We start from the raw sequence: 23855 nt of genomic DNA, 5'->3' as shown, positions 1-23855 counted from the left end.
CGGACTTGCTGCGAGATCGGGTTGGGAATTGGCGGAACTCGTCGTCATTTGTAGATGAACCCCACGGAGCCTTGGTATGGCGCCGCCTGGACCTGGTCCTTGCGGCCATAGACCTTGTTGACGCGGTTCATGAAATACATGGCGGCATCGTTTTCCGGGTTGAAGTTGTCATCCGGCCGGGCGATCTGGTTGCGCGCGACGGGCCGTACCAGATAGGGCGTCGCGATGATGACCAGTTCCGTTTCGTTGCGCAGGAAGTCCTTGCTGCGGAAAAGCGTACCGAAGATAGGAATTTTAGACATTCCAGGTAGCCCGGACATCGCCTGACGGATGTTATCTTGAACGAGGCCGGCGATGACGATCGAGCCACCGGATGGTAGCTCGACGCTCGTGGACGCCTCGCGCTTCCGGATCGACATATAGGTGCTGCCTGGAATGCCGCGCGTGCTATTGCCGGTGACGGCATTGCCTTCATAAGTCGGTTCCGACACATTCGTCTCTATTTTTAGACTGATGCGCCCGGGAGAAAGCACCACTGGTTTGAAATTAAGTTCAATCCCGTAGTCGACACTACTTGTTTCCCGAGTCACCGTTGGACGCCCGGTGTCTTTGTCAACATCAACTTCTTGCACGCCAGCGAGACGGAACTCTCCGCCCACGTAGAACTTTGCCTGCTCTCCGGAAATGGCTGTAAGGCTGGGTTCTGCAAGCGTGCGCATGACGCCAGCCTGCTCCATGGCATTGATATATGTGCTCAAGACCATTCCGCCGATCGATTTCGAAGCGAGCGGAAGGACGCCGCCAAGACTATTTGTCAAGCCAGCGGCATTCCCCAAGTTCGATGGGTTCTGGAATGTAATGCCGTTTGTGCCGTCGAACGCGCTGCCACTGAAGCCGAGTTGCTTCAGAACCTGTCTGCTGACTTCGGCAACGGTGACCTTCAGCGTCACCTGATCTTCACCCTCAATCGTCAACATATTGACGATTTGCGATACTTGCCGGCGCTCGGCAAAAATCGCCGCATCGCCACCATTGTCGCCGCCCGTCAGCGATATGTTGCGTGTGGTGGCCTCACCGCCCTTTAGAAAGGCGTCCGCCAGTTGCACGGCGCGTGCGGAGTCCTGCGGTGTGCGCACCGATCCCGTCAGAACGATATTGTCCGAAACGATTTCCACCTTGATGTCAGACTCGGGAATGAAGCGGCGAATATTGGCCTCAAGCCCGGAAATATCGCGCTCCACCTCCAGATCGAGGCTGACGATTTCCCTGCCGCCGTCACCGAAAATGAAAATATTGGTCTGACCGACCGTTTTACCGAAGAGATAGATTCGTCTGGACGTGCGGGTCACGGCATCGGCAAGGCTCGGATCGGCAACAAGGATATCGTGAGCATCTTCAGGCAGGTCGATAACCAGGGCCTTGTTTAAACCCAGTTTCAAGCGTTTGCGAGTGCCAGCACCGCTTTCGGTGATCCGCACGACGCTTGCGCTTTGCGCCTCTGCTTCGCTGAAACGCAGAAATTTGGGGGAGTGCTGGCCGGGGATGCCTGAAAAGGCAAGGCAGAATGCGAGCCCACCCGCCATCGATGAACGCAGGTGTTGTTTGAGACGGTTTGTCATGAGCCCCCCGGTCATTGTGAAGCTCCTTGACCGCTCTTCACGATCGAGCCGGATTTGATTACCTGAATTTCCGGCTGCCCGGAGCTTCCGCTGAGAAGATGGCCGGCCGAAAGCGTATCGTTTTCCTGTGCATCGGCGACGGAGCGCAAGGCGAGCGTGAGACGATCCGCCATCTGTTGCGCCACTGTGATGATCTTCGCCTGTTCAGGGGTCAGTTCGAGTGTAGCGGTTGCGCCGACAACCGCCGACGTTCCGTCCTCGCCTTCCTTGATCTGCTGATCGATCGCCAGGACACGAACATTGTTCAAAACATTTTCGGTCAGAAAGTTATTGTTTTCGCCCTTGCGGACCATGATCACATCGACCCGGTCGTTCGGCAGCACGAAACCGCCTGCACCTGTCGAGACGGAAATCTCGGTGGCGACGGCGCGTTTTCCGGCCGGCAGAAGGGAGGACATGATGCGCGTGCTGGAATCGACCACTTTTTCCGGCCGGATCGGTTCGCCTTCGAAGAGAGGCAGCCGGACGACAGCGCCCGCGAGTTCGGTGATGGCGTCAGGCCTTTTCGCTTCCGTGATGAAACTGTCGACCACATTGCCCTGTGGCCAGGGTGTCCAGCGCACGGAGCTGTCGTTCAGGCGGCTGCCGACGGGCAGGTTGACCGAAGAGACGAGAACGTTGACCGTCGGTTCTTTCTGGATGATCGTTTCCGCTTTTTCGATGACCTGTTTTGCGCCGGAAATCTGCATGGCGACAAGGCCGGCCAGACCGGCGGCCACCAGGGCAACGGAAAGAATGACAATACGCGACGGTTTCATGCTCGATCCTTGAAGGAATCAGATTCTGCTCCCGTCAGGATGGCGCGCGATTGGTATATTTATGGTTAATATTGTACTGAAGTGTGTGGTTAATAGATGCTTAATGCAAGAGGTTATTTAGGAAAGGCTTGCAATGGCGGCCTTAACCAGTGGCGTTTCGCCGTAGGTTAGAAGTCCGGCGATTGCTATACCAATACCGTAAGGGATTTTTTTTGCCACAAGCAGAGAATCCGGTACCGGAATTCCTGCCGCCATGATTTCCTGGGAGCGTGTCCGCAAGAGAAGAATGCCTATCGTCAACGCGCCACCCATAAAGGTAACCGCGAGCAGAAATTCGATGACGTAAGTATTAAAGCCATACCAGACCGCCGCGGCAGTCAAAAGCTTGGCATCCCCCCCGCCCATGACATTGGCGGCGAAGAGTGCAAAACAGGCGAAAAAAACTGCAGCGCCAGCGACGAGACTGAGGGCAAAAGTTTGCCAGTCCATGCCTGAAAGGGGCGCGACGATCATAAACGAAAAGAACAGGATGAGCGGTATCCTGTTCGGGATCGTCATGGTGAGGAGGTCGTTCAGCGCGGCGAAGCTGAGACAAAGAGGAAGAATGAGGAATATCGCCGCAACCGTCATAGTTCTTAAATCTACCTATGAGTAAAAATTGTGTTGCGTCAGCGATTGCCGGCGCAACACAATCAAATTCAATCGCTAGCTAAAGTTACGGGTTTTTCGCCACGTTCATGTAGCTGCCGAGGTTCGTGAACTGGGTGCTGAGGCTGGTGCCCAAGGTCTTGGCGCCGCCAATAATGGCAACAGAAATGAGGGCAGCGATCAAGCCGTATTCGATGGCGGTCGCACCGGATTCGTCCTTGAGGAAACGAGCGAAAATCTTGGTCATGAGGTCTCTCCTAAATCTTGTTTGGTTCAGCACGCCGACAACTGTTTTCCGTTGTTCGGTTGCCTTCAAACTACAGCCGAGCGATTTCCAAGCGCTTAAAAAAAACGATTAATTCAAAGTAAACGGCAGGATGAGTTTCTCTTGGTAAACAAACAAGAAAAGTAATTTCTGTATTTTTATATTTACTGATAAACAAATGTATTTTGAGCCTGTCCGGTTATCCCTTCCCTGAAAGTGTCGTTTCACAGGGGCGCACATGTTCATTTTTGGAGCGTGTCAAGAGACATGAAAATATCATCTTGTTACACACGGCCATCGTCTGCTTAGAGGATTTCAGCCATTTAACGCTTCATTCACTAAAACCACGCATTCTCTAGCGCAAGAAATTGTGCGGATAATGAGCAAGGGCCAAAAGCGTGACATCCGGAAAACTGGCGAAAATCGTGGTCGGCTTGTCCGCTATTCTTGGAGCAGCGGCGCTGCCTGTTTTCGCTCAGGAAGATTCATTACGCGTGTCGATGAATCACGCCCGCGTCCTCCGCCTCGATCGTCCCGTGAGCAAGGTTATCGTCGGCAATTCCAAGGTCGCAGACGCCACGGTTGCCGATTCCACCACGATTGTTCTGACAGGCCGCAGTTTTGGCACGACCAATCTCGTGCTTCTGGATGCCGATGGCAATCCTATCGTGGACGAACGGATTCTCGTCTCCATCGACGAGGGCAATACGGTGCGTGTTTTCCGCCAGACGGAGCGAACCGTTCTGTCCTGTACGCCGAATTGCGAACAGCATTCGCAAAATAGCGGCGACAAGGACGCTCAGCCGTAACGCCGTAACATCAATCATAGATTCTGACAGTATGGCAGCCTTCCGGTAACACGGGAGCGGCCTTCTTTCGGGTTTTCCCATCGGTGGGAAGGCGAAAAAGCAACACGCTTCCCGGCGTTTTCCGGTCGGCTATATGTTGCTATTTTTCGGCTAAGTATTTGATCTGGCTAAGATCAAAAATGGAATGGTGCCCAGAAGAGGACTCGAACCTCCACACCCTTGCGAGTACCAGCACCTGAAGCTGGCGCGTCTACCAATTCCGCCATCTGGGCGACGGAGAGCGATGTACGAGGGCAGCCGCCCGGTGTCAACAGACTTTTTGAACTTTTATGATGATCATTGATTTTAAAGGGAAAAAACTTGGTTGGCCTTGTTGAAACATGTCGCCGGGTCAGGTGTCGAGGCCTTCGTGCTTCGTTCTGTCCACATGGCCGAGGTCGCGTTCCGGGTCGATGATGTCACGGATTCTTTGTTTGAGTTCTTTTGGGCCGGGAAAACCGCCATCGCGTTTGCGTTCCCATATGGTCGTGCCGTTAACGGTGATCTCGAACAGACCGCCGGTTGAGGGAACGAGGCTGACTTCGCCGACATCAGAAGCGAAGGTCTGCAGGATTTCCTGCGCCATCCACCCTGCCCGAAGCAGCCAGTTGCATTGTGTGCAATAGCGGATGGTTATGCGGGGTTTGGTTTCGGTCATCCTCACGTCTCCTTCGCTGCCCGGCAGGAAAAATGCTCACGATAATGTCAACTATAGCACTCATGTTTTTATCGGGTGCACCCTTGTTCTTACCATGCGGCTTTGCGAACAGAGAAGCTGTCGAAGGCTGCAACGTGGAGATCCTATGGCCCAGTTCGAGAATAATCGTCAGCGTCTTTTCGTTCCGGCGGTCGCACCGCTTTATAATGCGACGCATGATCTGGTGGAGACGATCCTGCGCGTCACGGCAGGACTTCTTCTCGTTACCCATGGGTTCGGCAAGATCGTCAATCCTTTTGGCGCAGTCGGCATGGTGGAGAGCCTCGGCTTTTATCCAGGCGTCTTCTGGTCGCCGCTGCTTGCTGCCACGGAATTTTTCGGAGGAATTCTGGTCGCTATCGGCCTGTTTACACGGCCTGCGTCCTTTGCTGCCATGATCGTTCTTCTGGTAACGGTTTATTTTCACGGCATCGTAAAGGCGGAAGGTCTGGGCGGCGCGGAAAAATCGATTCTGTGGGCCGCGATTTTCCTGTTCTTCGCCGTTCGCGGCGGCAACCGGCATTCGGTAGACGCCAAGCTGGCGCGTGAATTCTAGGGCGTATCGCTTCAGAATCCACCTATTGTCACAAGGACGTTGCTGCGGCTCTTGAAAATCGATTTTTCTCGTGGTGAAGCTGGATTTGATCGGCACTTTTGGCCGGTTGAATCCATGCCGTCTCCACGAGGTTTCATGCGCGTCGCAATTATAGAAAATATGGCGGGTACGCCGCATGGGCAGCTCGGTGTCGCGCTGCAAGAAGCGGCGGCGGAAATCCATGTCATCCGCGCCTATGCGGGTGAGCCTCTCCCAAGGGATGCCGCCGACCATGATGCGCTTGTCGTTCTGGGCGGCGAACAGAACGCGCTTGACGATGCGCTTTATCCCTATCTTGCCGATCTCGCCCTTCTCATGAAAGCCTTTGGCGATGCTGGCAAGGCGGTCTTGGGTGTGTGCCTCGGCAGCCAGTTGCTGGCGCGCGCCTATGGCGGAGAGAATATTCTCTCAGGTCCGCCGGAATTCGGCTGGCAGGATGTCTCCCTGACGGAAGAGGGCGTGTCCGATCCGCTATTGGCCGGGCTGGAAAAGACCTTCCCTATTTTTCAGTGGCATTGCGATACATTTACGCTTCCGCCGGACGCCACGCGGCTTGCGACCAATGGCGCGACACGAAATCAGGCCTTTCGCATCGGCCGGGCAGTCTATGGCACGCAATTCCATTTCGAGGCCTCGACTACCGTGGTTGATGGCTGGTGCCAGGCGTTTCCTGCTTCCGTCGAAAGAATGTCCCCGGGCTGGCTGGGGAATTATCGTGACCATCGTGGCCCGCGCGCAGAAATGGCGGATGCAGCCGGACTGGAAATCGCTCGAGCCTGGGTACGGCTCATTCAGATCGCCGATTTTCCGTTGCGAAAGTGATCGAGGCCGAACAGAGTTGCGGCTGATGGACTACGGCGCGAAAGGAGACGCAAACATCATGTACAAATTTGAAATCTACCAGGACAAGGCCGGCGAATACCGGTTCCGCTTCAAGGCATCCAACGGGGAAACAATGTTCTCGTCGGAAGGATACAAGGCAAAAGCTTCGGCCATCCATGCGATCGAATCGATCAAGAGAAATTCCCCCGGCGCCGACACTGTCGATCTGACCGCCATGACGGCCTGAACCGCGCCGCCGCGCGAGAATTCGATCCGTTTCGCCTGCCAGAAATGACGGGCGCATTGGCGGGTGCCGACGTAAAGATAAGATTCAGTCTTTTTTGATAATCTTCCGTTAGCATTTGTATTTCGAGGTCTCCGGGCGGCATCAGAGCGCCCCCGATTTGTTTTGCGTACGGGTTCTCATGCGTTCATCGGCTGTGCCAGCACTCTTCTTCGGTTGCTTCCTGCTTGGAGGCTGCACGTCCAGTTCCGGGCCGGAAAGCCTGATGGCGGGCTTGCCTTCAAAGGAAACGACGAGTTCGGTCACGCCATCCGCGCCGGTGCCGCAGGCAGGCGTCGGTACCCAGGCCATCGCCGCCCAGCCACGGCAGGAAGTTCTGGCATGGGGCGGGCCGGTGCCTGACGAACCCAAGGCCTTTTCCGCTGTCACCCCCAGGGCGTCGTTAACGCAGAATGCACCTGAAATCCGTTTGCCGGTTCCGTCACAGGCGGCGGGAATGGTGCGGCCGGCGGAGCGCCCCACGATCAACCAGATGGAGCGTCCGGTCCAGTTGGCCATGGCTGCGGCGCCGGCGGCGAGCGCCGGCGCGCAGGTTCGTTCACGCATTTTCCGCTCCAGCTTCAGCGATGCCAAGCCGATCAATTTCGGCAGGGTCCAGCCGCGTCATTTTCAGGTCCACGGGGTGGACGTATCCCGTTGGCAGGCCAATATTAATTGGCCACAGCTGCGCACGCGCGGCGCCAATTTCGCCTTCATCAAGGCGACGGATGGCGGCGATCATCTCGATCCGATGTTCCGCACCAACTGGCAGCGCGCGAAGGAAGCGGGTATTCGCCGCGGTGCTTACCACTTCTTCTACTGGTGCCGTAGCGCCAGCGAACAGGCGGACTGGTTCATTCGTAATGTACCGCGCGATCCAGATGCGCTGCCGCCTGTCATTGATGTGGAATATAACGGCGAATCGAGCTGCAAGATGCGCCATTCGCGTGAGCGCGTTCTGGAAAAGATGCGCGTCTTCATGGACAAGCTCGAGCGCCATTACGGCCAGCGGCCGATCATTTATACGGCGCCCGATTTTTACAAGGACAACCTCAAGGGCGAATTCCAGGATTATCCCTTCTGGCTGCGCGCCGTTGCCCAGCATCCGTCCGTGGTGTATCCCGGCCGCAAGTGGCTGTTCTGGCAATATTCCGGTTCCGGCCTGTCGCATGGCGTCGATGGCCGCATCGATCTCAACGTCTTCAACGGCAGCGAGGACGCGTGGCATCGCTGGGTGGAGCGTCGTTCGAGCTGACATCGTTCGAGCTGACGATGGTAGCCGTCAGCGTGCGAATTTCCGCGCGCCTGCAACACAGAGAACCACCACAAGCGTAATGGCGATCATGGCCGGGCTCACCTCCTCATGCAGCAGGGTTGCGGCAAGTGCCAGCCCGAAGAAGGGCTGAAGCAATTGCAGCTGGCCCACGGCGGCGATGCCGCCAAGCGCCAGTCCGCGATACCAGAAGATGAAGCCGATCAGCATGCTGAACAGGGAAACATAGGCAAGGCCGGCCCAGGCCTGCGGCTCGATGCCGGCAAGCGTTTCCGGCCCGGTAAAGAAAGCAAGCGGCAGCATGACCGGCAGGGAAAGAACCAGCGCCCAGGAAATGACCTGCCAGCCGCCCAGCTTGCGGGAAAGGGCAGCACCTTCCGCATAGCCAAGCCCGCAGACGATGATTGCCCCGAGCATCAGCAGGTCGCCGGCAAGCGAGGCCTCGACACCGGCGGCCAACGAATTCGACAGGGAAAACCCCGCAACAAGCGCGCTTCCAAGGCAGGAAAAGAGCCAAAACACCGGGCGTGGGCGTTCTCCGCCGCGCAGCACCGCGAAGATTGCCGTTGCGAGCGGCAAGAGCCCCACAAAAACGATGGAATGCGCCGAGGTAACATGCCGTAGCGCCAGCGCTGTCAGTAGCGGGAAGCCCACCACAACACCCAGTGAGACGATGAAAAGCGATGTCAGGTCATCGCGCGCCGGGCGCCTTTGCCGGAACAGAAACAGCAGCGCCAGCGCCAGCAGGCCGGCAATGCTGGCGCGGGCGACAGTCAGGAAAACCGGATCGAAACCCGTTACCGCAATGCGCGTCGCGGGCAGCGAACCGCTGAATATCACCACGCCTGTCAGGCCGCTCAGCCAGCCGCTCGTCGTCTTGTCCATCGTCAACTCCTGCGTTTTGCCTTTCTTGATCCGGAATGGCTGGCGGGAACAGCGACAATCATATACAATTTCAATAAACTGTTATGGTATCGCAAGCGGTACAGTTGGAGGAAGTGTGGACGGACCGATTGCTGCGGGCACGCGCATAGAAAAGGTGATGGCAAGTGTGCGGCAACGCATCGCCTCGCGCAGCCTCGTGCCGGGCGCGCGCCTGCCATCGGTCAGGGCGCTGGCGAAGACCATGCAGGTTTCCACCTCCACCATTGTCGAGGCCTACGATCGGCTGGTGGCCGATGGCACGATAAGCTCGCGCCCCGGCTCCGGTTTTTTCGTTTCGGGTCCGCTTGCGCCCCTGTCGCTTGCCGATATCGAACCGCAGCTGGACAGGGCTGTGGATCCTTTGTGGGTTTCACGGCAGGCGCTGGATGAAAGTTCCGTTCTCGCCAAACCCGGTTGCGGCTGGCTTCCCACATCGTGGATGCCGCAGGAGGCGTTGAGGCGAGCCATGCGCGGGCTTACCCGCGCCGACGCAGCCCTGTTGACGGATTATGGCGGCCCGATGGGGCTGTTGCCGCTGCGCCAGCTTCTCTCGCGCAGGTTGGCCGAACACGGGGTACAGGCGGGCCTCAACCAGATCATGCTCACCGACTCCGGCACGCAGGCGATCGATCTTTTGTGCCGTTTCCTGCTGCAACCGGGCGATACGGTTGTTGTCGACGACCCGTGTTATTTCAATTTCCACGCCCTCTTGCGGGCGCACAGGGTAAAGATCGTCGGTGTTCCCTATACGCCGACCGGACCGGACCTGGAACTCTTCGAGCAGGCGCTGAAAGACCATCAGCCCCGGCTTTATATCACCAATTCCGCAATTCATAATCCGACAGGCGCAAGGCTTTCCGCCGTTTCCGCCCATCGCCTGCTGATGCTCGCAGAGCAGGTGGGGCTGACCATCATCGAGGATGATATTTTTGCCGATTTCGAAACCCAGGCAGCGCCCCGGCTGGCTGCCTTTGACGGTCTGAACCGCGTCGTCCAGATAGGCAGTTTTTCAAAAACCCTGTCGGCCTCCGTACGGTGCGGTTTCATCGCAGCACCCATGGCATGGGTAGACCCTCTAACCGATCTCAAGATCGCCACCACTTTTGGCGGAACGCATTTTTCGGCGGCGCTCATCCTCTCGCTTTTGACCGATGGCAGCTACCGCAAACATGTCGAGGCGCTCAGGCAGCGTCTTGCAGCGGCGATGCCGGAGGTGGCGGCGCGTCTCAGGTCGGTTGGATGTGTGCCGTGGATCGAACCGCAGGCGGGCATGTTTTTGTGGTGCCGCCTGCCGGACGGGGTTGATGCCGCCGATGTGGCGCGCCGCGCCCTTTCGCGGCAGGTGGTGCTGGCCCCCGGCAATGTGTTCAGTTCCTCGCAGAGCGCGTCCGGTTTCATGCGTTTCAACGTGTCGCAAATGGCAGGTCCGCAGGTCATGACGGTGCTGGCGGAGGCGCTTCAGCAGGCGGTTGAGCCTCGTCTGTCGTAAGCGCTCTGGGCCAAATCGGAACAAAATCTCGTGAACGCCGTTTTCTCCGCAGAATGAAGAGGAGGAAACACCATGACATTCGATCCCAACAACCCGCGTCCGGACCGCGATCTTCGTCCGGAAGTGAATATCAGCAATGAACCGCGTGCCCGCACGTCGTCGTCCTGGGTGCCGTGGTTGGCGATCATCGTCGTCGTATTGGTGGGCGTTTTCGCCTGGTCGCAGATGAGCGGCCCGACCACCGATCCGGCCACGACATCCTCCACCACGCCGCCTGCGGCAACGGATCAGGCACCGGCCCCCATGGCTCCGACCGCTCCGGCAACACCGCCTGCGAACGATACTGCACCGGCAAGCCCGAATACGGGCGGCACGCAGACCCAGCCGTAACGAGCCTACTCATACAATAAAACCGTCTGCCTCAGGGCAGGCGGTTTTTCTTTGCGAGATGGCCCCTTTCCCGCCCCCTAAAGCTGTTCCATCGCGGAAGGGAGGTTGGAAACCCTGGACCAGCGGCTGATGGACTCTTGCGCCAGCTGCGAAAGGGCAATGCCTCCGAAACGGGACAGCAGAATGTTTTCCGCTTCTTTCATGGCATCAAAAAGTGCTGCATTGACAGCCTGTTCGATAACGCAGTTCGGGTTGTCGCCAGCCAACCCGATCGAGAACAGTTCCGGCGCGCCAAGCGCCCGGTAAATATCGAGCAGCGTGATTTCGCTGAGCGGCCGCGCCAGCACCCACCCACCGCCATGGCCTTTTTCCGACGAGACATAACCATGCTCTCGCAAGCCCGCCATTGTCCTGCGCACCACCACCGGATTGGTCTGAAGCATCGCTGCGATGCTCTCGGAAGTCGCTGCACCCTTGTGATTTTCCATATGGATCAGAATATGCAGCACCCGTGAAAGGCGCGTGTCGTGTCTCATTGTCCAAACCCGCTTGTTTACAACGACGATATCATTTTCGATGTGACGTAACAATATAAGTTGCGTGACTATTGACTCCGAAAAATCACGTAACAATATAAGTATCGTGAAATGAACGGGCACTTCCGCCTCCCTCCTGAAACGATGGGTGCATCATGAAATTCGACGTCATCATTATCGGCGGCAGCTATGCCGGCCTCTCAGCCGCCCTGCAGCTTGGACGCGCCAGAAAAAACATTCTGGTGGTGGACGCAGGTGAACGGAGAAACCGTTTCGCCAGCCATTCCCACGGTTTTCTCGGTCAGGATGGCAAGGCGCCGGGTGAAATTATCACCGAGGCGCGCCGCCAGATCGAACGTTACCCGACCATAGATTGGGCTGAGGGCAGGGTGACCGATGCCGAAGGCTCCTTCGGCGATTTTGTAATCGAGATCGATGGCGGCCGTCGTGAGACTGCGGACCGGCTCATCCTCGCTATGGGCGTCGCCGATGAATTGCCTGCAATTGCCGGGCTGAAAGAGCGTTGGGGCTCTTCGGTCTTCCATTGCCCCTATTGCCATGGTTACGAGCTCAATCAGGGAAAGATCGGCGTCATCGCCGCTTCACCTTTGGCCATTCACCACGCATTGATGCTGCCCGACTGGGGCGAGACGACCTTTTTCACCAACGGTGTCTTCGAGCCGGATGCGGACCAGAACGCATTGTTGTCAAAGCGCGGCGTGCGGGTGGAAACAACCCGCATCCGGGAAATTACGGGGCATGCGGATGTCGTTCTGGCGGATGGACGCAGCATCGCATTGGCTGGCCTTTTCACCCAGCCGAAATTGCGTATCGCCTCGAACTGGCTGGAAAAACTTGGCTGCGCTGTGGAGGAAGGGCCCATGGGATCAAGCATCGTGACAGACCCGATGAAACAGACCACCGCCCCCGGTATTTTCGCCTGCGGTGACGTGGCAAGGCCTGCCGGCTCGGTCGCCCTTTCGGTGGGAGACGGCGCCATGGCGGGTGCTGCGGCTCACCGGTCGATCCTGTTTCCGGAGTAATCAATTCGAAACAAGGTTGAGCCAGCGTCCCGGCGGCATGCCAAAGGCATTTTTGAAGTGTCGGGTAAAATGCGCCTGATCCGCAAAACCGCAGGCAAATGCCGTTTCCGCAAGCCCCGCACCCGCACGCATCATGTCCTTGCATTTTTGCAGTCGGCGCATGATGAGATAGCGGTGCGGGCTTGTGCCGAACAGGAAACGAAAGTGCCGAAAGAGCGTGAAGCGGTCGAGCCCACTTATCCGTTCCAGCTCTTCAGAGCCGACGGTGCCGGCGCTATTCTCCAGCAGATAGTCCCGGCACCGTAAAACGGCGATACGGTCGATCCGTTTGATGGTTCTGGCGCTTCCGTTTGAATGTTTCCAGAGCAAGTCCGCCAGTCTTGACTGCCAGTCGGTAAGAAGCAGATTGTCCGGCTCGCCTTCCAGATTGCCAAGCGCCTCAATGAGGCATCGCCGGAATTCCTCATCTTCGATGACGGGATTTTGGGCGAAGGGCAGCGCATTATATCCCGCCTCAGTCGTTTTTTCGGGCGGAAGATAAAGCATACGGTAGCGCAGCCCTTCATCGGTGCCTGCGCCGCCATCGTGAACTTCGTCCGGATGCAGCACGATTACCTTTCCGGGCATGCTGAAATGCGATTTCCCCCGATAGGAAAAGGTCTGGACGCCGGAAAGCGTGACACCCAGCGCATAGGTATCATGACGGTGCGGCGCATAGGCGTTGCCATGAAAGCGCGCTTCGATGCGTTCTATGCCTTCGCTGGAGGGCGCCTGCACGATCCCTTCGAATTTGCACGAACGTTCAAGATCGCCGACGCCCCGAGGCGCTAGGATCGTTTCTCTTTCGTAACCACAGCCAGATTGAGTTCGCATGTTTGATACCAAGATCGCCGTCATCCTTCGCGATGACCTTGCCGTGTGGCAAAAACTGAACGTTACCGCATTTCTCATGTCCGGGATCGTCGCCCAGGCACGAGAGATCATCGGCGAACCATACCGCGACGGGGCGGGCAACGTCTATAATCCCCTGTCCATTCAGCCGATTGTCGTCATGGCTACGGATCAGGAGGCGTTGCGCAAAATCCACCAGCGATCCCTCGAGCGCGACGTCACGACATCGCTTTATATCGAGGAAATGTTCGCCACCGGGCACGATGTCGCCAACCGCCAGATATTTTCGGAATTTTCTCCTGATGATGCCAAGGTGGTCGGCATGGCGCTGAGGGCCGACAGGAAGATCGTCGACAAGATCACCAAGGGTGCCAAGTTGCACGCGTGACCCTAAACGCAAAAGGGAGGCTATGGGCCTCCCTTCAATAGCGATGGCAATATGATTTTGCCGCTTATTCGTCGTTCATCTTCAGCGCGGCGATAAAGGCTTCCTGCGGAATTTCCACCTTGCCGAACTGGCGCATGCGCTTCTTGCCTTCCTTCTGCTTGTCCAGAAGCTTGCGTTTGCGCGTCGCGTCGCCGCCATAGCATTTCGCCGTCACGTCCTTGCGCAGCGCGCGCACGGTTTCGCGGGCGATGACCTTGCCGCCAATGGCCGCCTGGATCGGAATCTGGAACATGTGCGGCGGAATGAGTTCCTTCAGCTTTTCGCACATGCCGCGCCCGCGCCGGTCGGCCGCCGAACGGTGCACCAGCATGGAGAGCGCATCCACCGGATCGCCATTGACGAGGATCGACATCTTGACGAGATCGCCAGCGCGATAGTCGATGATGTTGTAATCGAACGAAGCGTAACCCTTGGAGATGGATTTCAGCCGGTCGTAGAAATCGAACACCACTTCGTTGAGCGGCAGTTCATAGGTGATCATTGCACGGTTGCCGACATAGGTCAGCTCCGTCTGCAGGCCGCGCCGGTCCTGACAGAGTTTCAGGATGCCGCCGAGATATTCGTCCGGCGTCATGATCGTCGCCTTGATCCACGGCTCGCGGATTTCCTTGATCTTCACAACGTCGGGCATGTCGGCCGGGTTGTGCAGTTCCTTTTCCGTGCCATCGGTCAGCGTCATTTCATAGACAACCGAAGGGGCGGTGGCGACGAGATCGAGATTGAACTCGCGCTCGAGGCGTTCCTGAATGATTTCGAGATGCAGCAGGCCGAGGAAGCCGCAGCGGAAACCGAAACCGAGAGCGGCCGACGATTCCATTTCGAAGGAGAAGGAGGCGTCGTTGAGGCGGAGCTTGCCCACTGCCGCGCGCAAATCCTCGAAGTCGGCTGCATCGACCGGGAAGAGACCGCAGAACACCACGGGCTGCGCGGGCTTGAAGCCGGGCAGGGCCTGCGCTGTCGGGCGCTTGTCGTCGGTGATGGTATCGCCGACGCGCGTATCGGCCACTTCCTTGATCGACGCGGTAATAAAGCCGATCTCGCCGGGGCCGAGGCTATCGACAGTGACCATCTTCGGGGTCAGCACACCGACGCGCTCAATGCCGTATTTCGCGCCGGAGCCCATCATGCGGATCTGCTGGCCCTTGCTCAGCACGCCATCGATGACACGCACCAGAACCATGACGCCGAGATAGGTGTCGTACCAGCTGTCCACCAGCAGTGCCTTCAGCGGCCCGTTTTCGCCGACATCGCTCTTCGGCGGCGGCAGGCGGTGGACGATGGCTTCCAGAACATCGGGAATGCCAAGGCCGGTCTTGGCTGAAATCATCACGGCGTCGGAAGCATCGATGCCGATCACTTCCTCGATCTGCTCCTTGATACGGTCGGGTTCGGCCGCCGGCAGGTCGATCTTGTTGAGCACCGTGACCAGTTCGTGATTATTGTCGATCGCCTGATAGACGTTGGCGAGCGTCTGGGCTTCCACGCCCTGCGACGCATCGACCACCAGCAGCGAGCCTTCGCAGGCCGAGAGCGAGCGGGACACTTCGTAGGCAAAATCGACGTGGCCGGGCGTGTCGATGAGGTTCAGCACATAGGTTTCGCCATCATTCGCCTTGTAATGCAGGCGCACGGTCTGTGCCTTGATGGTGATGCCGCGCTCGCGCTCGATATCCATCGAATCGAGAACCTGTTCCGACATGTCGCGTTCGGCAAGGCCGCCCGTCGACTGGATCAACCGGTCGGCCAGCGTCGATTTGCCATGATCGATGTGGGCAACGATCGAGAAGTTGCGGATATGGTCCAGGGGCGTGCGGGTCGAATTTGTGCTCATGTCCCGCGCTATAGCAGGGGCTTGTCATGCCGCAAAGCGGGAATTTGGTTAAAAGCCCTTTAAAATGGGCTTTCAGATCGCAAATTGCTCCGGCCAGTCACGCCGGGTGGCCACCTGTCCTTCGGTGCGCAGCCTTGCAACGGCGGCAAGATCGATATCTGCGATCAGCAACGTGCTTTGTGTGACCGCATCGTACTCGCTTTCCGCAATGATGCCGGATGCCGGCATGCCATAGTCTGACGGCACATAAAGGGCGGCGCGGCCGCAATTTTCATCGACGGCGGGAGACCATGGGGCCTCGCCCGCAGTAGGGGAGGAGAGGATGGCATATTGATTTTCCAGCGCCCGTGCCTGCGCGCCGATGCGAACCCGGTAGGCGCCCGCCAGCGTGTCGGTGCAGCTGGGGGCGAGAACAAGTTCGACGCCGAGCTCCGCCAGCCTGCGGCCCAGCATCGGAAACTCATTGTCGTAACAGATAAGGATGCCGAGCCTGCCGATCGGGGTCTCGAAGGCTTTCAGGCCCTCCACGCCGGCATGAATGTTCCATTGCTCCCGCTCGAAGCGGGTCATGATCTGCTTGTCCTGATATCCGATCAGGCCATCCGGGCCAAACAGCCATGCGCGGTTGCGGAACTTGCCGTCCGGATCCTTCACGGGGGCGCTGCCCGGCTGGAAGAGGATTTGATGTTGCCGCGCCAGCTCTTCGCAAAGCTCCACCCAGGAGGGGATGAGCGGCTGTATGTCTTCGATGGAACGGTGCAGATCGGAGCGCGCATCGGGTGACAATTGCCCGGTCAGCGCCATCGCCGAATATTCCGGCAGCAGCAGCAGTTCCGCGCGCTTACCCTTGGCCTCGCGGACGATGGCGGAAAGATGCGCGGCATAGGCCTCCCATGTTTCGATCAGTTCGATGGCATATTGGCTGGCGGCTAACCGGGTCATTCGTTTCCGTCTCCGGCAATGTTCTTCATCCAGAAGGACAGCGGTTTTGCGCTTTCGCTGCCCTCGTCGAGGTCCTGCCATGTGAAGCTGGTGCGCAATTCTGGGTGATGGCGATAGCCGCGCTTTTCCCAGAAGGCATTGAGCGGCACGTAATCCGCTGGGCGACGCGGATGGTCGGCGGGCCGCTCGACCGCACAGAAGGTGCAGCGATCAAAGCCGAGCCTCTTTGCATGCGCCTCCCGCTCCCCGAAGAAGCGCACTCCTATCCCGTGACCACGATAGCCGGGCAGCAGCACGCTTTCACCGAAGTAAAATATCCGGTCCGGATCGTAACCCGCCTTGACGAAGGGCGCCTTCACCTCTTCGGTCTCTGCCGCCATCGGCATGCCGGTCGACATGCCGACCACATTGCCGTCATCGAGCGCCAGCACGAAGACCGCGCCGTCCGTATCGGCATAGGTCGCGAGATATTTTCGCTCATAGTCCAGCGAGCCGTCATAGAGATAGGGGAAGGCACGGAAGACGGTGATCCGCAGGCGCGCGAGGTCATCGAAATGATGCGCGGCGTCGATGCCGGAAAGAGACTTGATTTCGACGGTCATGGGCATTTTCACTCTCGGTTGCACTGGTTATACCGTCATGGAACACCCGCGCAAGCATGAACGGAGAAGACGATGACCGCTGCCGAGACCATCCGCGCCTACTACGATGCCTTCAACCGTCAGGACATGGATGCCTTCCTGGCGCTGCTTCACGATGAAGTGGTGCATGACATCAATCAGGGCGAGCGCCAGACCGGCAAGGCCGCCTTTGCCTCCTTCATGGACCACATGAACCGCTGCTATAGGGAAAACCTCACCGATATGGTGATCATGGCGAGCGATGACGGCAAACGCGCATCCGCCGAATTCGTCGTGAACGGCCAATATCTCAAGACCGACGAAGGGTTGCCCGAGGCTAATGGCCAAAAATACGTCCTGCCAGCCGGTGCCTTTTTCGACCTGAAGGACGGAAAAGTTAGCCGAGTAACGAACTACTATAACCTCAACGATTGGATTGCCCAGGTCGGCGCTTGACACGTCTATTTGTCGCGGAGCAACCGGCGGCGAAGACGGTCACAATTTCCACTATCATGGATATTGACTCCATCATATGAGAATGCAATTCTCATATGATGGAAAACGAAGATCATATTCTCGACCGCTCGATCGGCGAGCGGATCAAAACGTTGCGGGCTGAAAACGGCCTGACGCTGGACAGGCTAGCGTCCGAATCCGGCGTCAGCCGAGCCATGATTTCCCGTATCGAACGTGGAGAGGCGAGCCCCACGGCGTCGCTGCTCGCCCGCATCTGCGCAGCACTTGGCCTGTCGCTCTCCGGTTTCTTCGCCGAAGACGAAGAGGTTGTTTCCCCCCTGGTGAGAAAGCGCGATCAGCAGCTCTGGAAAGATCCGGAGACGGGCTATGTACGCCGCGCCATCTCCCCGCCACGTATGGGGTCTGACGTTGATATCGTTGAAGTCGAATTTCCAGCAGGCACGCGTGTCGGTTTTCCGCCGCATGCGGCAAGCCGGGGCATGACGCAATATGTCTGGCTCTTCGAAGGCGTTCTGGAGATGACGAGCGGCGGTGTCGTGCATCTGATGGAACCCGGAGATTGCCTTTTCATGCCGGTTGGAGAAGGGCATGTCTTTCACAATCCTTCCGAAAAACCCGCCCGTTATGCCGTCGTGCTGGATCAAAGACAGCGCTGATTTTTCCTGACAGGAGTTTTTATGGCCACAATCCGCGTGTTGAACGGGCAAGAGACGCTCGACGTCCTGCCGGAACTCTGCGAAGTCCTCTCCACCTGCGTGAACGGCGGCGCATCCGTTGGTTTCATGTTGCCCTTTTCCCCACGGGACGCCGAGTCATTTTGGCGGGATGTGGCAGCTGCCGTGGGACTAGGCGGCACAATTCATGTGGTGGCGGAAGTGGATGGCATGGTGGTGGGCACCGTACAGGTGGGCCTCGCTTCCAAACCCAACCAGCCGCATCGCGGCGATCTGATGAAGCTTCTCGTGCATCCCTCGGCGCGCGGTCTCGGACTTGCCCGCGAACTCATGCAGAAGGTGGAAGAAGAGGCGGCGAAGCGTGGCCGCACCCTTCTGGTGCTGGATACGGCCACGGGCAGCGATGCGGAGGCGATCTATCCCCGTCTCGGGTGGGAGCGGGTCGGCGTCATTCCTGACTACGCCCTGTTTCCCGATGGGCGTTATTGCGGCACGACCCTTTTTTACAAGCGGATCGGCCAGAGCGTTTAGGCTGCCTATTGCCCTGGCTTCAGCGTGCGGTTGAAGGCGGCAACAATCATCTTTTCCAGTTCAGCATGAATATCTGCACGGTCGCGCGCCCCGGCCGGTTCGCAGATCGGATCGCGCTCACCGACGGATTTGAGAAACGCATCGGCTTCCGGCTTGCAAAGGGGCAGAAAGCTGAAATGGTTTGCCTCATCCACCTGCTGATAGGTTGAACCGGGCACCTCGGCTGCGAGTTTGTCAGCCAGCACAGCCGGCGGTATTTTCCCTTTGCCGCCGAGATTAATGAAGGTCAGTGGAATATCGATTTGTTTCAGGCCCTCCAGCTGGAAGGCGAGCGCCAGGCCGGGATCGACGAGCACTGCGGAACGGATGCGGGGATCGCGGTTCTGCTGCTCGAACTGCGTCTTATCGATGGTTCTGAAGTCGAGCTTCGGCACGCTGACCGGCTCGTTATTGACATAACCCCGGCCGCCGGCGAACCATTGGCAATCCATCATCGCCGCATAATCCTCGCAGTAGCGCCTATACGCGTTGAGATCGGCGCGTGCGCCCGAAATCTCCATTGCCGCGCTGCCGCCCAGCGAAAACCCAAGGACGCCGATCCTCTGCGCATCAATGACGCTCGACCATTTGCCTTGCGTCGTCAGCGCCGTGAGAATCGAGGAAAGATCGTCTGTCCGTTCCCAGATTTTCGGCGTGTCCGCAGGTGTGGAATAGCCGCTGGTCGTGCCGGGATGGTTGGTTCCAGCAACGATGAAGCCTTCGCTAGCGAGCTTCGCCGCAATCCACGCCATGGCCTCCGCGCGCGAGCCGGAACCATGGGAGATCAGCACGAGTGGGAAATGTCCGTCCTTGATGGACGCGTCCTTCCGCACTGCCATCCCCTGAAATATGCGGTTATCGCCAGAAAGAGCGGGCGTGCCGGTCCCGCTTTTGGCCGGATACCAAATTGTCACATCAAGGTCCGTGTTGCGCGCCTTGGAGGACACCGGGACGTTCAGAAGTCCAACGTCATCAGCAGCCAATGCCTGCGAGGAAAACGCCGCGCATACCAGAAGTGCGACGAGGGTGTTTTTCAGTGTCATGAGAGCTTCTCCGTTTGACAAGGTGGATGCTCCCGTTCTCTCTTTTGGACGTATAAATGCGTCCTTGATCACGTTTGAGGTCGTACCGAAACGCGATTTGGTCCATGACAGGGCAATAGATCGTCGATCCGGGATATTCTTTCGTGCTTTTCATTCCCCTGCCATTCGTCGTGGCGCTTCTGCTGGTCGTCATGTTCATCGTCTTTTTCCGAAGCGGAGACGATGTGCGGACGAACCGCGCCTTTCTGGCCCTGATCGCGCTTTGTGCGGCGCAATCGGTTCTTGTCGGCCTGCGCTGGGGGTATGGCGTCAATGCCGTGCGTTATGTCCTGCCGGTTCTCGCCGCCTGCCTGCCACCACTTGTCTATATCGCCTTTCGCGGCTTGATGAGGGTCGGGGCAGACAGCAGAAGGACGATGCTGGCAGGTCTTGTGCTCTCGCCTCTGTTGATCATCGTTCTCGAGTTCGCCCTGCCGGTGGCGATCGATCTTGCCTTGATCCTCATCTTTGTCGGCCATGCCGCCGCACTGCTTCTTCTTGGAGGAAGGGGGCCGGATGGGCTGGACGAGGCGCAATTCGCCAGCGTCAGTTCGGCGCATGGGGCGCTCATCATTGCTGCCATTGCCCTTTGCGTTTCGGCACTGTTCGACCTTCTGGTGTTTCTCGATTTTGAAGGGGCGCACGGAGAGAATGTCGCCGCACTCGTCAGCAATGCCAATCTTTTCGGGCTGTTGTTGATCGGTCTGATGGCCGCTATGGCTGGAAAAAGCAAAGCACCGCAAGCGGCTATAGAGCTTGCTGAGGAATCGCCGCTTTCGGTGGAACCATCGAAACAGGATCGAGACATTGTGGCAAGCCTCGACCAACTGATGACAACACAGGCGCTTTACCGTGACGAGAACCTCAATCTGACGCGGCTGGCCAGACGCCTCGGCCTGCCAAGCCGGCAGATTTCCGGGGCCATCAATCGTTCCCTCGGCATCAATGTCTCGCAATATGTCAACCAACTTCGTATCCGCGAAGCGTGCCGGCTGCTGGAAGAGACGGAGCAATCGGTAACGGCGATCATGTTTTCCTCGGGTTTCCAGACCAAGTCCAACTTCAACCGGGAATTCCGCCGCGTCACCGGCATGAGCCCGGTGGACTGGCGTGAACGGCAGGTATGGAAGCTGGTCTCGCCAAACAAAACGGCCACCCGGCAGATGCCGGATGACCGTTTGAAGATCGTCGGGAAATGATGGGAATCAGAGCGTGCCGTTACGCTGCTGGATCATCATGTAGGTGTCGTAGGTATATTCAGCGATCTGCGCCCAGAGATAAGCGTCCTTCTTGAAGGCCTGCTGGCTCTCGTAGATTTTCTTGAAGCTCTCGTTCTTGGCCGAAATATCCGCGTAGGTTTCCTGCGCCGCCTTATGGCAGACATCGAGGATTTCCTGGCTGAACGGGCGCAAGATAGCGCCCTGCGCCACGAGTTCCTTCAGGGCTTGCGGATTGCGCGCATCGTAACGTTCCAGCATGCTGGCGCTGCCGGCGGCGCAGGCATCCTTCAGAATGCGCTTGTAGTTCTCGGGCAGTTCATTGAACTTCTGCAGGTTCACGAAGGCATGAACGGCCGGGCCGCCTTCCCACCATGCCGGATAGTAGTAGTATTTTGCGACCTTGTAGAAGCCGAGCTTCTGGTCGTCATAGGGGCCGACAAATTCGGTAGCGTCGATCGTGCCTTTTTCCAGCGCGGCATAAACGTCGCCGCCGGCGATCTGCTGCGGTGTCACGCCAACCTTCTGCATCACCTGGCCGGTGAGGCCGGCAATGCGCATCTTCAGACCCTTGAGGTCATCGATCGTGTTGATTTCCTTGCGGAACCAGCCGCCCATCTGGGCGCCGGTATTGCCGAGAAGGATCGAATAGATATTGTGCTGGGCAAGGAATTCATTGAGCAGCTCATTGCCGCCGGCCTGATTGAACCAGGCATTTGTCTGGCGCGCGTTGAGGCCGAAGGGAACCGAGGTGCCGAGTGCGAAGGTCGGGTCCTTGCCGACGTAATAATAGGCGCAGGTATGCGCCATTTCGACGGTTCCGGCCGTCACCGCGTCCGCCGCCTGCAACGCTGGCACGATTTCACCGCCGGCAAAGTGCTGAATGACGAAGTTGCCGCCGGAGGCTTCCTTGACATGGTCGGCGACGATCTGGCCGGCCCCGAAAAGAATGTCGAGGCCCTTGGTGAAGGACGATGTCATGCGCCAGGTGATCTTGGGATTTTCCTGTGCAATGGCCGGAGCGGCAAGCGCCGTTGCTGTAACACCGGCGCTAAGAGCGCCCGCCTTGCGGATAAATGATCTGCGATCCATGTCGATAAGCCCTGCTATGTCTGCATATGACGGGCGAACCGTACGGTACGCCTCCCGCCGGCTACTAATCATTTATCCTTGCGGTCATCAAGAGGGAATGTTCGAAACTTGCGTGATCATCGGTAATGCTTGGCGAATGTTGCTTCTTCACGTCTCTCCGTATCATTTGCTGCGCATCAACGCCGGGTCGTCCAGTGCGGGATTGTAAAACAGCGAAAGTGTCAGGCTTCTGGCGATGCGTTCGGCCGTTTCCATGAACCAGTCATGGGCCTGTCTGCTCGGCGCGATATCGTCGAGCGTGGTTGAAAAAAGCGCAAGCCATTGCGGGAAAAGCTCCGCCGACATGCCCTTTACGCCGAGATGCGCCTGCACGGGCTTGCCGCCGTAACCGCCGTTCTTGAAGGCCACTGCCGCCCAGAACTGTTTCATCCTTGTCATATGTTCCGGCCAGCGCCCGTCAAGCCGTGCATCAAAAACCGGGCCGAGCGTGGGATGGGCGAGAACGCGTCCGTAAAATGTTTCCACCAACACATCGATAAATCCGGCATCCACGCCGATCGCAGCCATGGCTTTTTCCGCCCTGTCCTGAATTTCCGCGCTGTGGGTGGCTCTGGCCGCAATGTCGTCCTGCATGGTGTTTCCTTTTTGGGCGAATTTACCCTGCTGCGATGCGACCCGCAATGCGACCCTTTGCCTTGTTAGAATTATTCTAAAATGACTTGATCCTGTCGCGGCGGAGATGTATTTAGAATTATTCTAAAAAAGGTTTCAGCCATGTTTCGTAGTCTTTTCTCCCTGTCCAAACGTCCCTTTTCTTCCCTTGGCGAACAGGAAATCCTAGCGCTCGCAATTTCGTCTGAAGAAGACGATTCCCGCATCTATCGTTCCTATGCCGATCATCTGCGTGTGCAATATCCGCAATCGGCGAAAGTCTTCGATGATATGGCCGAGGTTGAGCAGCAGCATCGAAACGTGCTGATCGACATGCATCGCCGCCGTTTCGGAGAGACGATCCCGCTCATCCGTCGCGAACATGTACGTGGTTTTTATGAGCGCACCCCGGACTGGCTGGTGAAGAATCTGTCGCTGGAAAAAATCCGCGGCCAGGCCGAATTGATGGAAGCCCAGGCAATCCGTTTTTACGATGAGGCCGTCAAACGCACCAGCGATGCCTCGACGCGCAAGCTCCTCGGCGATCTGGCCGAGGCGGAGCGGGGGCATGAAGACATCGCGCAGATGCTGGAAGAGAAACATCTCGATGAGGATGGCAAGACCGAAGAGGCGGAAACCGCAAGGCGGCAATTTCTTCTGACCTATGTGCAGCCCGGTCTCGCGGGATTGATGGATGGTTCCGTTTCGACGCTCGCGCCGATCTTTGCGGCCGCCTTTGCAACGCAGGATACCTGGCAGACCTTTCTCATCGGTCTTTCCGCCTCCGTCGGTGCGGGTATCTCCATGGGCTTCACAGAGGCCGCCCACGACGATGGCAAGCTTTCCGGCCGTGGATCACCGCTGAAGCGCGGCCTGGCCTCGGGTATCATGACGGCCGTTGGCGGTCTCGGCCACGCGCTACCCTATCTCATTCCGCATTTCTGGACAGCAACGGCGATTGCCGCCATCGTTGTTTTCGTGGAGCTCTGGGCTATCGCCTTCATTCAGAACCGTTTCATGGAAACGCCGTTTCTTCGCGCCGTATTTCAGGTGGTGCTGGGTGGTTCGCTGGTGCTCGCGGCGGGTATTATCATCGGTAACGGGTGAGAA

General features: G+C 57.9%; 28 protein-coding genes and 1 tRNA gene. 14 read left to right on the top strand and 15 right to left on the bottom strand.

What is annotated here, in order from left to right; all coding sequences use genetic code 11:
• Positions 1-44: 44 nt before the first annotated feature.
• From O9X91_RS02830 to O9X91_RS02815, 4 genes are all read right to left on the bottom strand, one after another.
• On the bottom strand, positions 45-1619 hold the full coding sequence (locus O9X91_RS02830) for a type II and III secretion system protein family protein (protein WP_416172079.1): 1575 nt from the start codon (positions 1617-1619) through the stop codon (positions 45-47).
• Positions 1620-1630: 11 nt separating this feature from the next.
• Entirely contained in the window at positions 1631-2437 is an 807-nt protein-coding gene (cpaB, locus tag O9X91_RS02825) for a Flp pilus assembly protein CpaB (RefSeq protein ID WP_142913758.1), read from the bottom strand.
• A 117-nt stretch (positions 2438-2554) separates the two neighbouring features.
• Positions 2555-3067: an A24 family peptidase gene (locus O9X91_RS02820; RefSeq protein WP_142913757.1), complete on the bottom strand. Its 513-nt coding sequence runs from the start codon at positions 3065-3067 to the stop codon at positions 2555-2557.
• An 85-nt stretch (positions 3068-3152) separates the two neighbouring features.
• A complete protein-coding gene (locus O9X91_RS02815; protein WP_142913756.1) occupies positions 3153-3332 on the bottom strand; it encodes a Flp family type IVb pilin in 180 nt (59 codons plus the stop codon).
• A gap of 443 nt (positions 3333-3775) precedes the next feature.
• On the opposite strand from O9X91_RS02815, the gene O9X91_RS02810 reads away from it, so the two are divergent.
• Positions 3776-4159, top strand: a complete 384-nt coding sequence (locus O9X91_RS02810) for a pilus assembly protein N-terminal domain-containing protein (RefSeq protein WP_142913796.1) — start codon at positions 3776-3778, stop codon at positions 4157-4159.
• 185 nt (positions 4160-4344) lie between these two features.
• Here O9X91_RS02810 and O9X91_RS02805 read toward each other — a convergent pair.
• Together O9X91_RS02805 and O9X91_RS02800 are read right to left on the bottom strand one after the other, a co-directional pair.
• A tRNA-Leu gene (locus O9X91_RS02805) sits at positions 4345-4431 on the bottom strand.
• 119 nt (positions 4432-4550) lie between these two features.
• Positions 4551-4856, bottom strand: coding sequence for an Rdx family protein (locus tag O9X91_RS02800; protein ID WP_077984498.1), 306 nt, complete (start codon positions 4854-4856; stop codon positions 4551-4553).
• Positions 4857-5001: 145 nt separating this feature from the next.
• On the opposite strand from O9X91_RS02800, the gene O9X91_RS02795 reads away from it, so the two are divergent.
• From O9X91_RS02795 to O9X91_RS02780, 4 genes are all read left to right on the top strand, one after another.
• Positions 5002-5451: a DoxX family protein gene (locus tag O9X91_RS02795; protein WP_142913755.1), complete on the top strand. Its 450-nt coding sequence runs from the start codon at positions 5002-5004 to the stop codon at positions 5449-5451.
• 135 nt (positions 5452-5586) lie between these two features.
• Positions 5587-6312, top strand: coding sequence for a type 1 glutamine amidotransferase (locus tag O9X91_RS02790; RefSeq protein ID WP_162520576.1), 726 nt, complete (start codon positions 5587-5589; stop codon positions 6310-6312).
• A gap of 58 nt (positions 6313-6370) precedes the next feature.
• Positions 6371-6559 (top strand): YegP family protein, encoded by a 189-nt coding sequence (locus tag O9X91_RS02785; protein WP_059759498.1) that lies wholly within the window; start codon positions 6371-6373, stop codon positions 6557-6559.
• Between the two features lie 178 nt (positions 6560-6737).
• Entirely contained in the window at positions 6738-7850 is a 1113-nt protein-coding gene (locus O9X91_RS02780) for a glycoside hydrolase family 25 protein (protein ID WP_269824861.1), read from the top strand.
• 27 nt (positions 7851-7877) lie between these two features.
• On the opposite strand, the gene O9X91_RS02775 is transcribed toward O9X91_RS02780, so the two are convergent.
• Positions 7878-8753, bottom strand: coding sequence for a DMT family transporter (locus tag O9X91_RS02775; protein WP_137409598.1), 876 nt, complete (start codon positions 8751-8753; stop codon positions 7878-7880).
• A gap of 115 nt (positions 8754-8868) precedes the next feature.
• On the opposite strand from O9X91_RS02775, the gene O9X91_RS02770 reads away from it, so the two are divergent.
• Positions 8869-10281, top strand: a complete 1413-nt coding sequence (locus O9X91_RS02770; protein ID WP_269833582.1) for an aminotransferase-like domain-containing protein — start codon at positions 8869-8871, stop codon at positions 10279-10281.
• A 72-nt stretch (positions 10282-10353) separates the two neighbouring features.
• Positions 10354-10671 (top strand): hypothetical protein, encoded by a 318-nt coding sequence (locus O9X91_RS02765; protein ID WP_080791645.1) that lies wholly within the window; start codon positions 10354-10356, stop codon positions 10669-10671.
• Between the two features lie 77 nt (positions 10672-10748).
• Here O9X91_RS02765 and O9X91_RS02760 read toward each other — a convergent pair whose 3' ends face one another.
• The gene (locus tag O9X91_RS02760) at positions 10749-11207 is read right to left on the bottom strand and encodes an Rrf2 family transcriptional regulator (protein WP_269833602.1); all 459 of its coding nucleotides are present in this window, start codon (positions 11205-11207) and stop codon (positions 10749-10751) included.
• A 155-nt stretch (positions 11208-11362) separates the two neighbouring features.
• On the opposite strand from O9X91_RS02760, the gene O9X91_RS02755 reads away from it, so the two are divergent.
• Entirely contained in the window at positions 11363-12250 is an 888-nt protein-coding gene (locus tag O9X91_RS02755; RefSeq protein ID WP_142913752.1) for an NAD(P)/FAD-dependent oxidoreductase, read from the top strand.
• Here the strand turns inward: O9X91_RS02755 and O9X91_RS02750 are convergent, their stop codons facing one another.
• A complete protein-coding gene (locus O9X91_RS02750; protein ID WP_162520574.1) occupies positions 12251-13027 on the bottom strand; it encodes an AraC family transcriptional regulator in 777 nt (258 codons plus the stop codon).
• A 94-nt stretch (positions 13028-13121) separates the two neighbouring features.
• Between O9X91_RS02750 and O9X91_RS02745 the strand changes: the two genes are divergently transcribed.
• On the top strand, positions 13122-13529 hold the full coding sequence (locus tag O9X91_RS02745) for a DUF2000 family protein (protein ID WP_142913750.1): 408 nt from the start codon (positions 13122-13124) through the stop codon (positions 13527-13529).
• A 64-nt stretch (positions 13530-13593) separates the two neighbouring features.
• On the opposite strand, the gene lepA is transcribed toward O9X91_RS02745, so the two are convergent.
• Genes lepA through O9X91_RS02730 form a run of 3 tightly spaced genes read right to left on the bottom strand, consistent with a single transcriptional unit; the run spans position 13594 to position 16964 of the window.
• The gene (lepA, locus tag O9X91_RS02740) at positions 13594-15432 is read right to left on the bottom strand and encodes a translation elongation factor 4 (RefSeq protein WP_162520589.1); all 1839 of its coding nucleotides are present in this window, start codon (positions 15430-15432) and stop codon (positions 13594-13596) included.
• Positions 15433-15492: 60 nt separating this feature from the next.
• Complete coding sequence (locus O9X91_RS02735) at positions 15493-16362, bottom strand: carbon-nitrogen hydrolase family protein (RefSeq protein WP_142913749.1); 870 nt, start codon at positions 16360-16362, stop codon at positions 15493-15495.
• Complete coding sequence (locus tag O9X91_RS02730) at positions 16359-16964, bottom strand: GNAT family N-acetyltransferase (protein WP_269833581.1); 606 nt, start codon at positions 16962-16964, stop codon at positions 16359-16361. The genes O9X91_RS02735 and O9X91_RS02730 overlap by 4 nt, the downstream gene beginning before the upstream one ends.
• Positions 16965-17036: 72 nt before the next feature.
• Between O9X91_RS02730 and O9X91_RS02725 the strand changes: the two genes are divergently transcribed.
• From O9X91_RS02725 to O9X91_RS02715, 3 genes are all read left to right on the top strand, one after another.
• A complete protein-coding gene (locus tag O9X91_RS02725) occupies positions 17037-17438 on the top strand; it encodes a ketosteroid isomerase-related protein (protein WP_142913747.1) in 402 nt (133 codons plus the stop codon).
• 95 nt (positions 17439-17533) lie between these two features.
• Complete coding sequence (locus O9X91_RS02720; protein WP_077984486.1) at positions 17534-18115, top strand: helix-turn-helix domain-containing protein; 582 nt, start codon at positions 17534-17536, stop codon at positions 18113-18115.
• A 21-nt stretch (positions 18116-18136) separates the two neighbouring features.
• Positions 18137-18664 (top strand): GNAT family N-acetyltransferase, encoded by a 528-nt coding sequence (locus O9X91_RS02715; RefSeq protein ID WP_077984485.1) that lies wholly within the window; start codon positions 18137-18139, stop codon positions 18662-18664.
• 5 nt (positions 18665-18669) lie between these two features.
• Here the strand turns inward: O9X91_RS02715 and O9X91_RS02710 are convergent, their stop codons facing one another.
• Positions 18670-19746 carry an alpha/beta hydrolase family protein gene (locus O9X91_RS02710; RefSeq protein ID WP_269833580.1) on the bottom strand — a complete coding sequence of 359 codons (1077 nt, stop codon included), beginning with the start codon at positions 19744-19746 and terminating at the stop codon, positions 18670-18672.
• Between the two features lie 143 nt (positions 19747-19889).
• Here O9X91_RS02710 and O9X91_RS02705 point away from each other — a divergent pair, with 143 nt between their 5' ends.
• Complete coding sequence (locus O9X91_RS02705) at positions 19890-20984, top strand: helix-turn-helix domain-containing protein (protein WP_269833579.1); 1095 nt, start codon at positions 19890-19892, stop codon at positions 20982-20984.
• A gap of 6 nt (positions 20985-20990) precedes the next feature.
• Here the strand turns inward: O9X91_RS02705 and O9X91_RS02700 are convergent, their stop codons facing one another.
• Positions 20991-22094 carry a TRAP transporter substrate-binding protein gene (locus O9X91_RS02700; RefSeq protein ID WP_077984484.1) on the bottom strand — a complete coding sequence of 368 codons (1104 nt, stop codon included), beginning with the start codon at positions 22092-22094 and terminating at the stop codon, positions 20991-20993.
• Between the two features lie 162 nt (positions 22095-22256).
• Positions 22257-22727 carry a group III truncated hemoglobin gene (locus tag O9X91_RS02695; protein WP_137409607.1) on the bottom strand — a complete coding sequence of 157 codons (471 nt, stop codon included), beginning with the start codon at positions 22725-22727 and terminating at the stop codon, positions 22257-22259.
• Positions 22728-22868: 141 nt separating this feature from the next.
• On the opposite strand from O9X91_RS02695, the gene mbfA reads away from it, so the two are divergent.
• A complete protein-coding gene (mbfA, locus tag O9X91_RS02690) occupies positions 22869-23852 on the top strand; it encodes an iron exporter MbfA (RefSeq protein ID WP_077984483.1) in 984 nt (327 codons plus the stop codon).
• Positions 23853-23855: the final 3 nt, after the last annotated feature.

Origin of the sequence: Agrobacterium salinitolerans (genome assembly GCF_027498475.1) — a bacterium.
Classification (GTDB): Bacteria; Pseudomonadota; Alphaproteobacteria; order Rhizobiales; family Rhizobiaceae; genus Agrobacterium; species Agrobacterium salinitolerans.
Note: the sequence above shows the minus strand (reverse complement) of the source record. Positions and strands in the feature narration are given on the sequence as shown.

Coding starts and splice junctions, on each gene's coding strand:
- O9X91_RS02830 (WP_416172079.1), bottom strand. CDS start 1,619: ATGACAAACCGTCTCAAACAACACCTGCGTTCATCGATGGCGGGTGGG.
- cpaB (WP_142913758.1), bottom strand. CDS start 2,437: ATGAAACCGTCGCGTATTGTCATTCTTTCCGTTGCCCTGGTGGCCGCC.
- O9X91_RS02820 (WP_142913757.1), bottom strand. CDS start 3,067: ATGACGGTTGCGGCGATATTCCTCATTCTTCCTCTTTGTCTCAGCTTC.
- O9X91_RS02815 (WP_142913756.1), bottom strand. CDS start 3,332: ATGACCAAGATTTTCGCTCGTTTCCTCAAGGACGAATCCGGTGCGACC.
- O9X91_RS02800 (WP_077984498.1), bottom strand. CDS start 4,856: ATGACCGAAACCAAACCCCGCATAACCATCCGCTATTGCACACAATGC.
- O9X91_RS02795 (WP_142913755.1), top strand. CDS start 5,002: ATGGCCCAGTTCGAGAATAATCGTCAGCGTCTTTTCGTTCCGGCGGTC.
- O9X91_RS02790 (WP_162520576.1), top strand. CDS start 5,587: ATGCGCGTCGCAATTATAGAAAATATGGCGGGTACGCCGCATGGGCAG.
- O9X91_RS02785 (WP_059759498.1), top strand. CDS start 6,371: ATGTACAAATTTGAAATCTACCAGGACAAGGCCGGCGAATACCGGTTC.
- O9X91_RS02780 (WP_269824861.1), top strand. CDS start 6,738: ATGCGTTCATCGGCTGTGCCAGCACTCTTCTTCGGTTGCTTCCTGCTT.
- O9X91_RS02775 (WP_137409598.1), bottom strand. CDS start 8,753: ATGGACAAGACGACGAGCGGCTGGCTGAGCGGCCTGACAGGCGTGGTG.
- O9X91_RS02765 (WP_080791645.1), top strand. CDS start 10,354: ATGACATTCGATCCCAACAACCCGCGTCCGGACCGCGATCTTCGTCCG.
- O9X91_RS02760 (WP_269833602.1), bottom strand. CDS start 11,207: ATGAGACACGACACGCGCCTTTCACGGGTGCTGCATATTCTGATCCAT.
- O9X91_RS02755 (WP_142913752.1), top strand. CDS start 11,363: ATGAAATTCGACGTCATCATTATCGGCGGCAGCTATGCCGGCCTCTCA.
- O9X91_RS02745 (WP_142913750.1), top strand. CDS start 13,122: ATGTTTGATACCAAGATCGCCGTCATCCTTCGCGATGACCTTGCCGTG.
- O9X91_RS02735 (WP_142913749.1), bottom strand. CDS start 16,362: ATGACCCGGTTAGCCGCCAGCCAATATGCCATCGAACTGATCGAAACA.
- O9X91_RS02730 (WP_269833581.1), bottom strand. CDS start 16,964: ATGACCGTCGAAATCAAGTCTCTTTCCGGCATCGACGCCGCGCATCAT.
- O9X91_RS02725 (WP_142913747.1), top strand. CDS start 17,037: ATGACCGCTGCCGAGACCATCCGCGCCTACTACGATGCCTTCAACCGT.
- O9X91_RS02720 (WP_077984486.1), top strand. CDS start 17,534: ATGATGGAAAACGAAGATCATATTCTCGACCGCTCGATCGGCGAGCGG.
- O9X91_RS02715 (WP_077984485.1), top strand. CDS start 18,137: ATGGCCACAATCCGCGTGTTGAACGGGCAAGAGACGCTCGACGTCCTG.
- O9X91_RS02710 (WP_269833580.1), bottom strand. CDS start 19,746: ATGACACTGAAAAACACCCTCGTCGCACTTCTGGTATGCGCGGCGTTT.
- O9X91_RS02700 (WP_077984484.1), bottom strand. CDS start 22,094: ATGGATCGCAGATCATTTATCCGCAAGGCGGGCGCTCTTAGCGCCGGT.
- O9X91_RS02695 (WP_137409607.1), bottom strand. CDS start 22,727: ATGCAGGACGACATTGCGGCCAGAGCCACCCACAGCGCGGAAATTCAG.
- mbfA (WP_077984483.1), top strand. CDS start 22,869: ATGTTTCGTAGTCTTTTCTCCCTGTCCAAACGTCCCTTTTCTTCCCTT.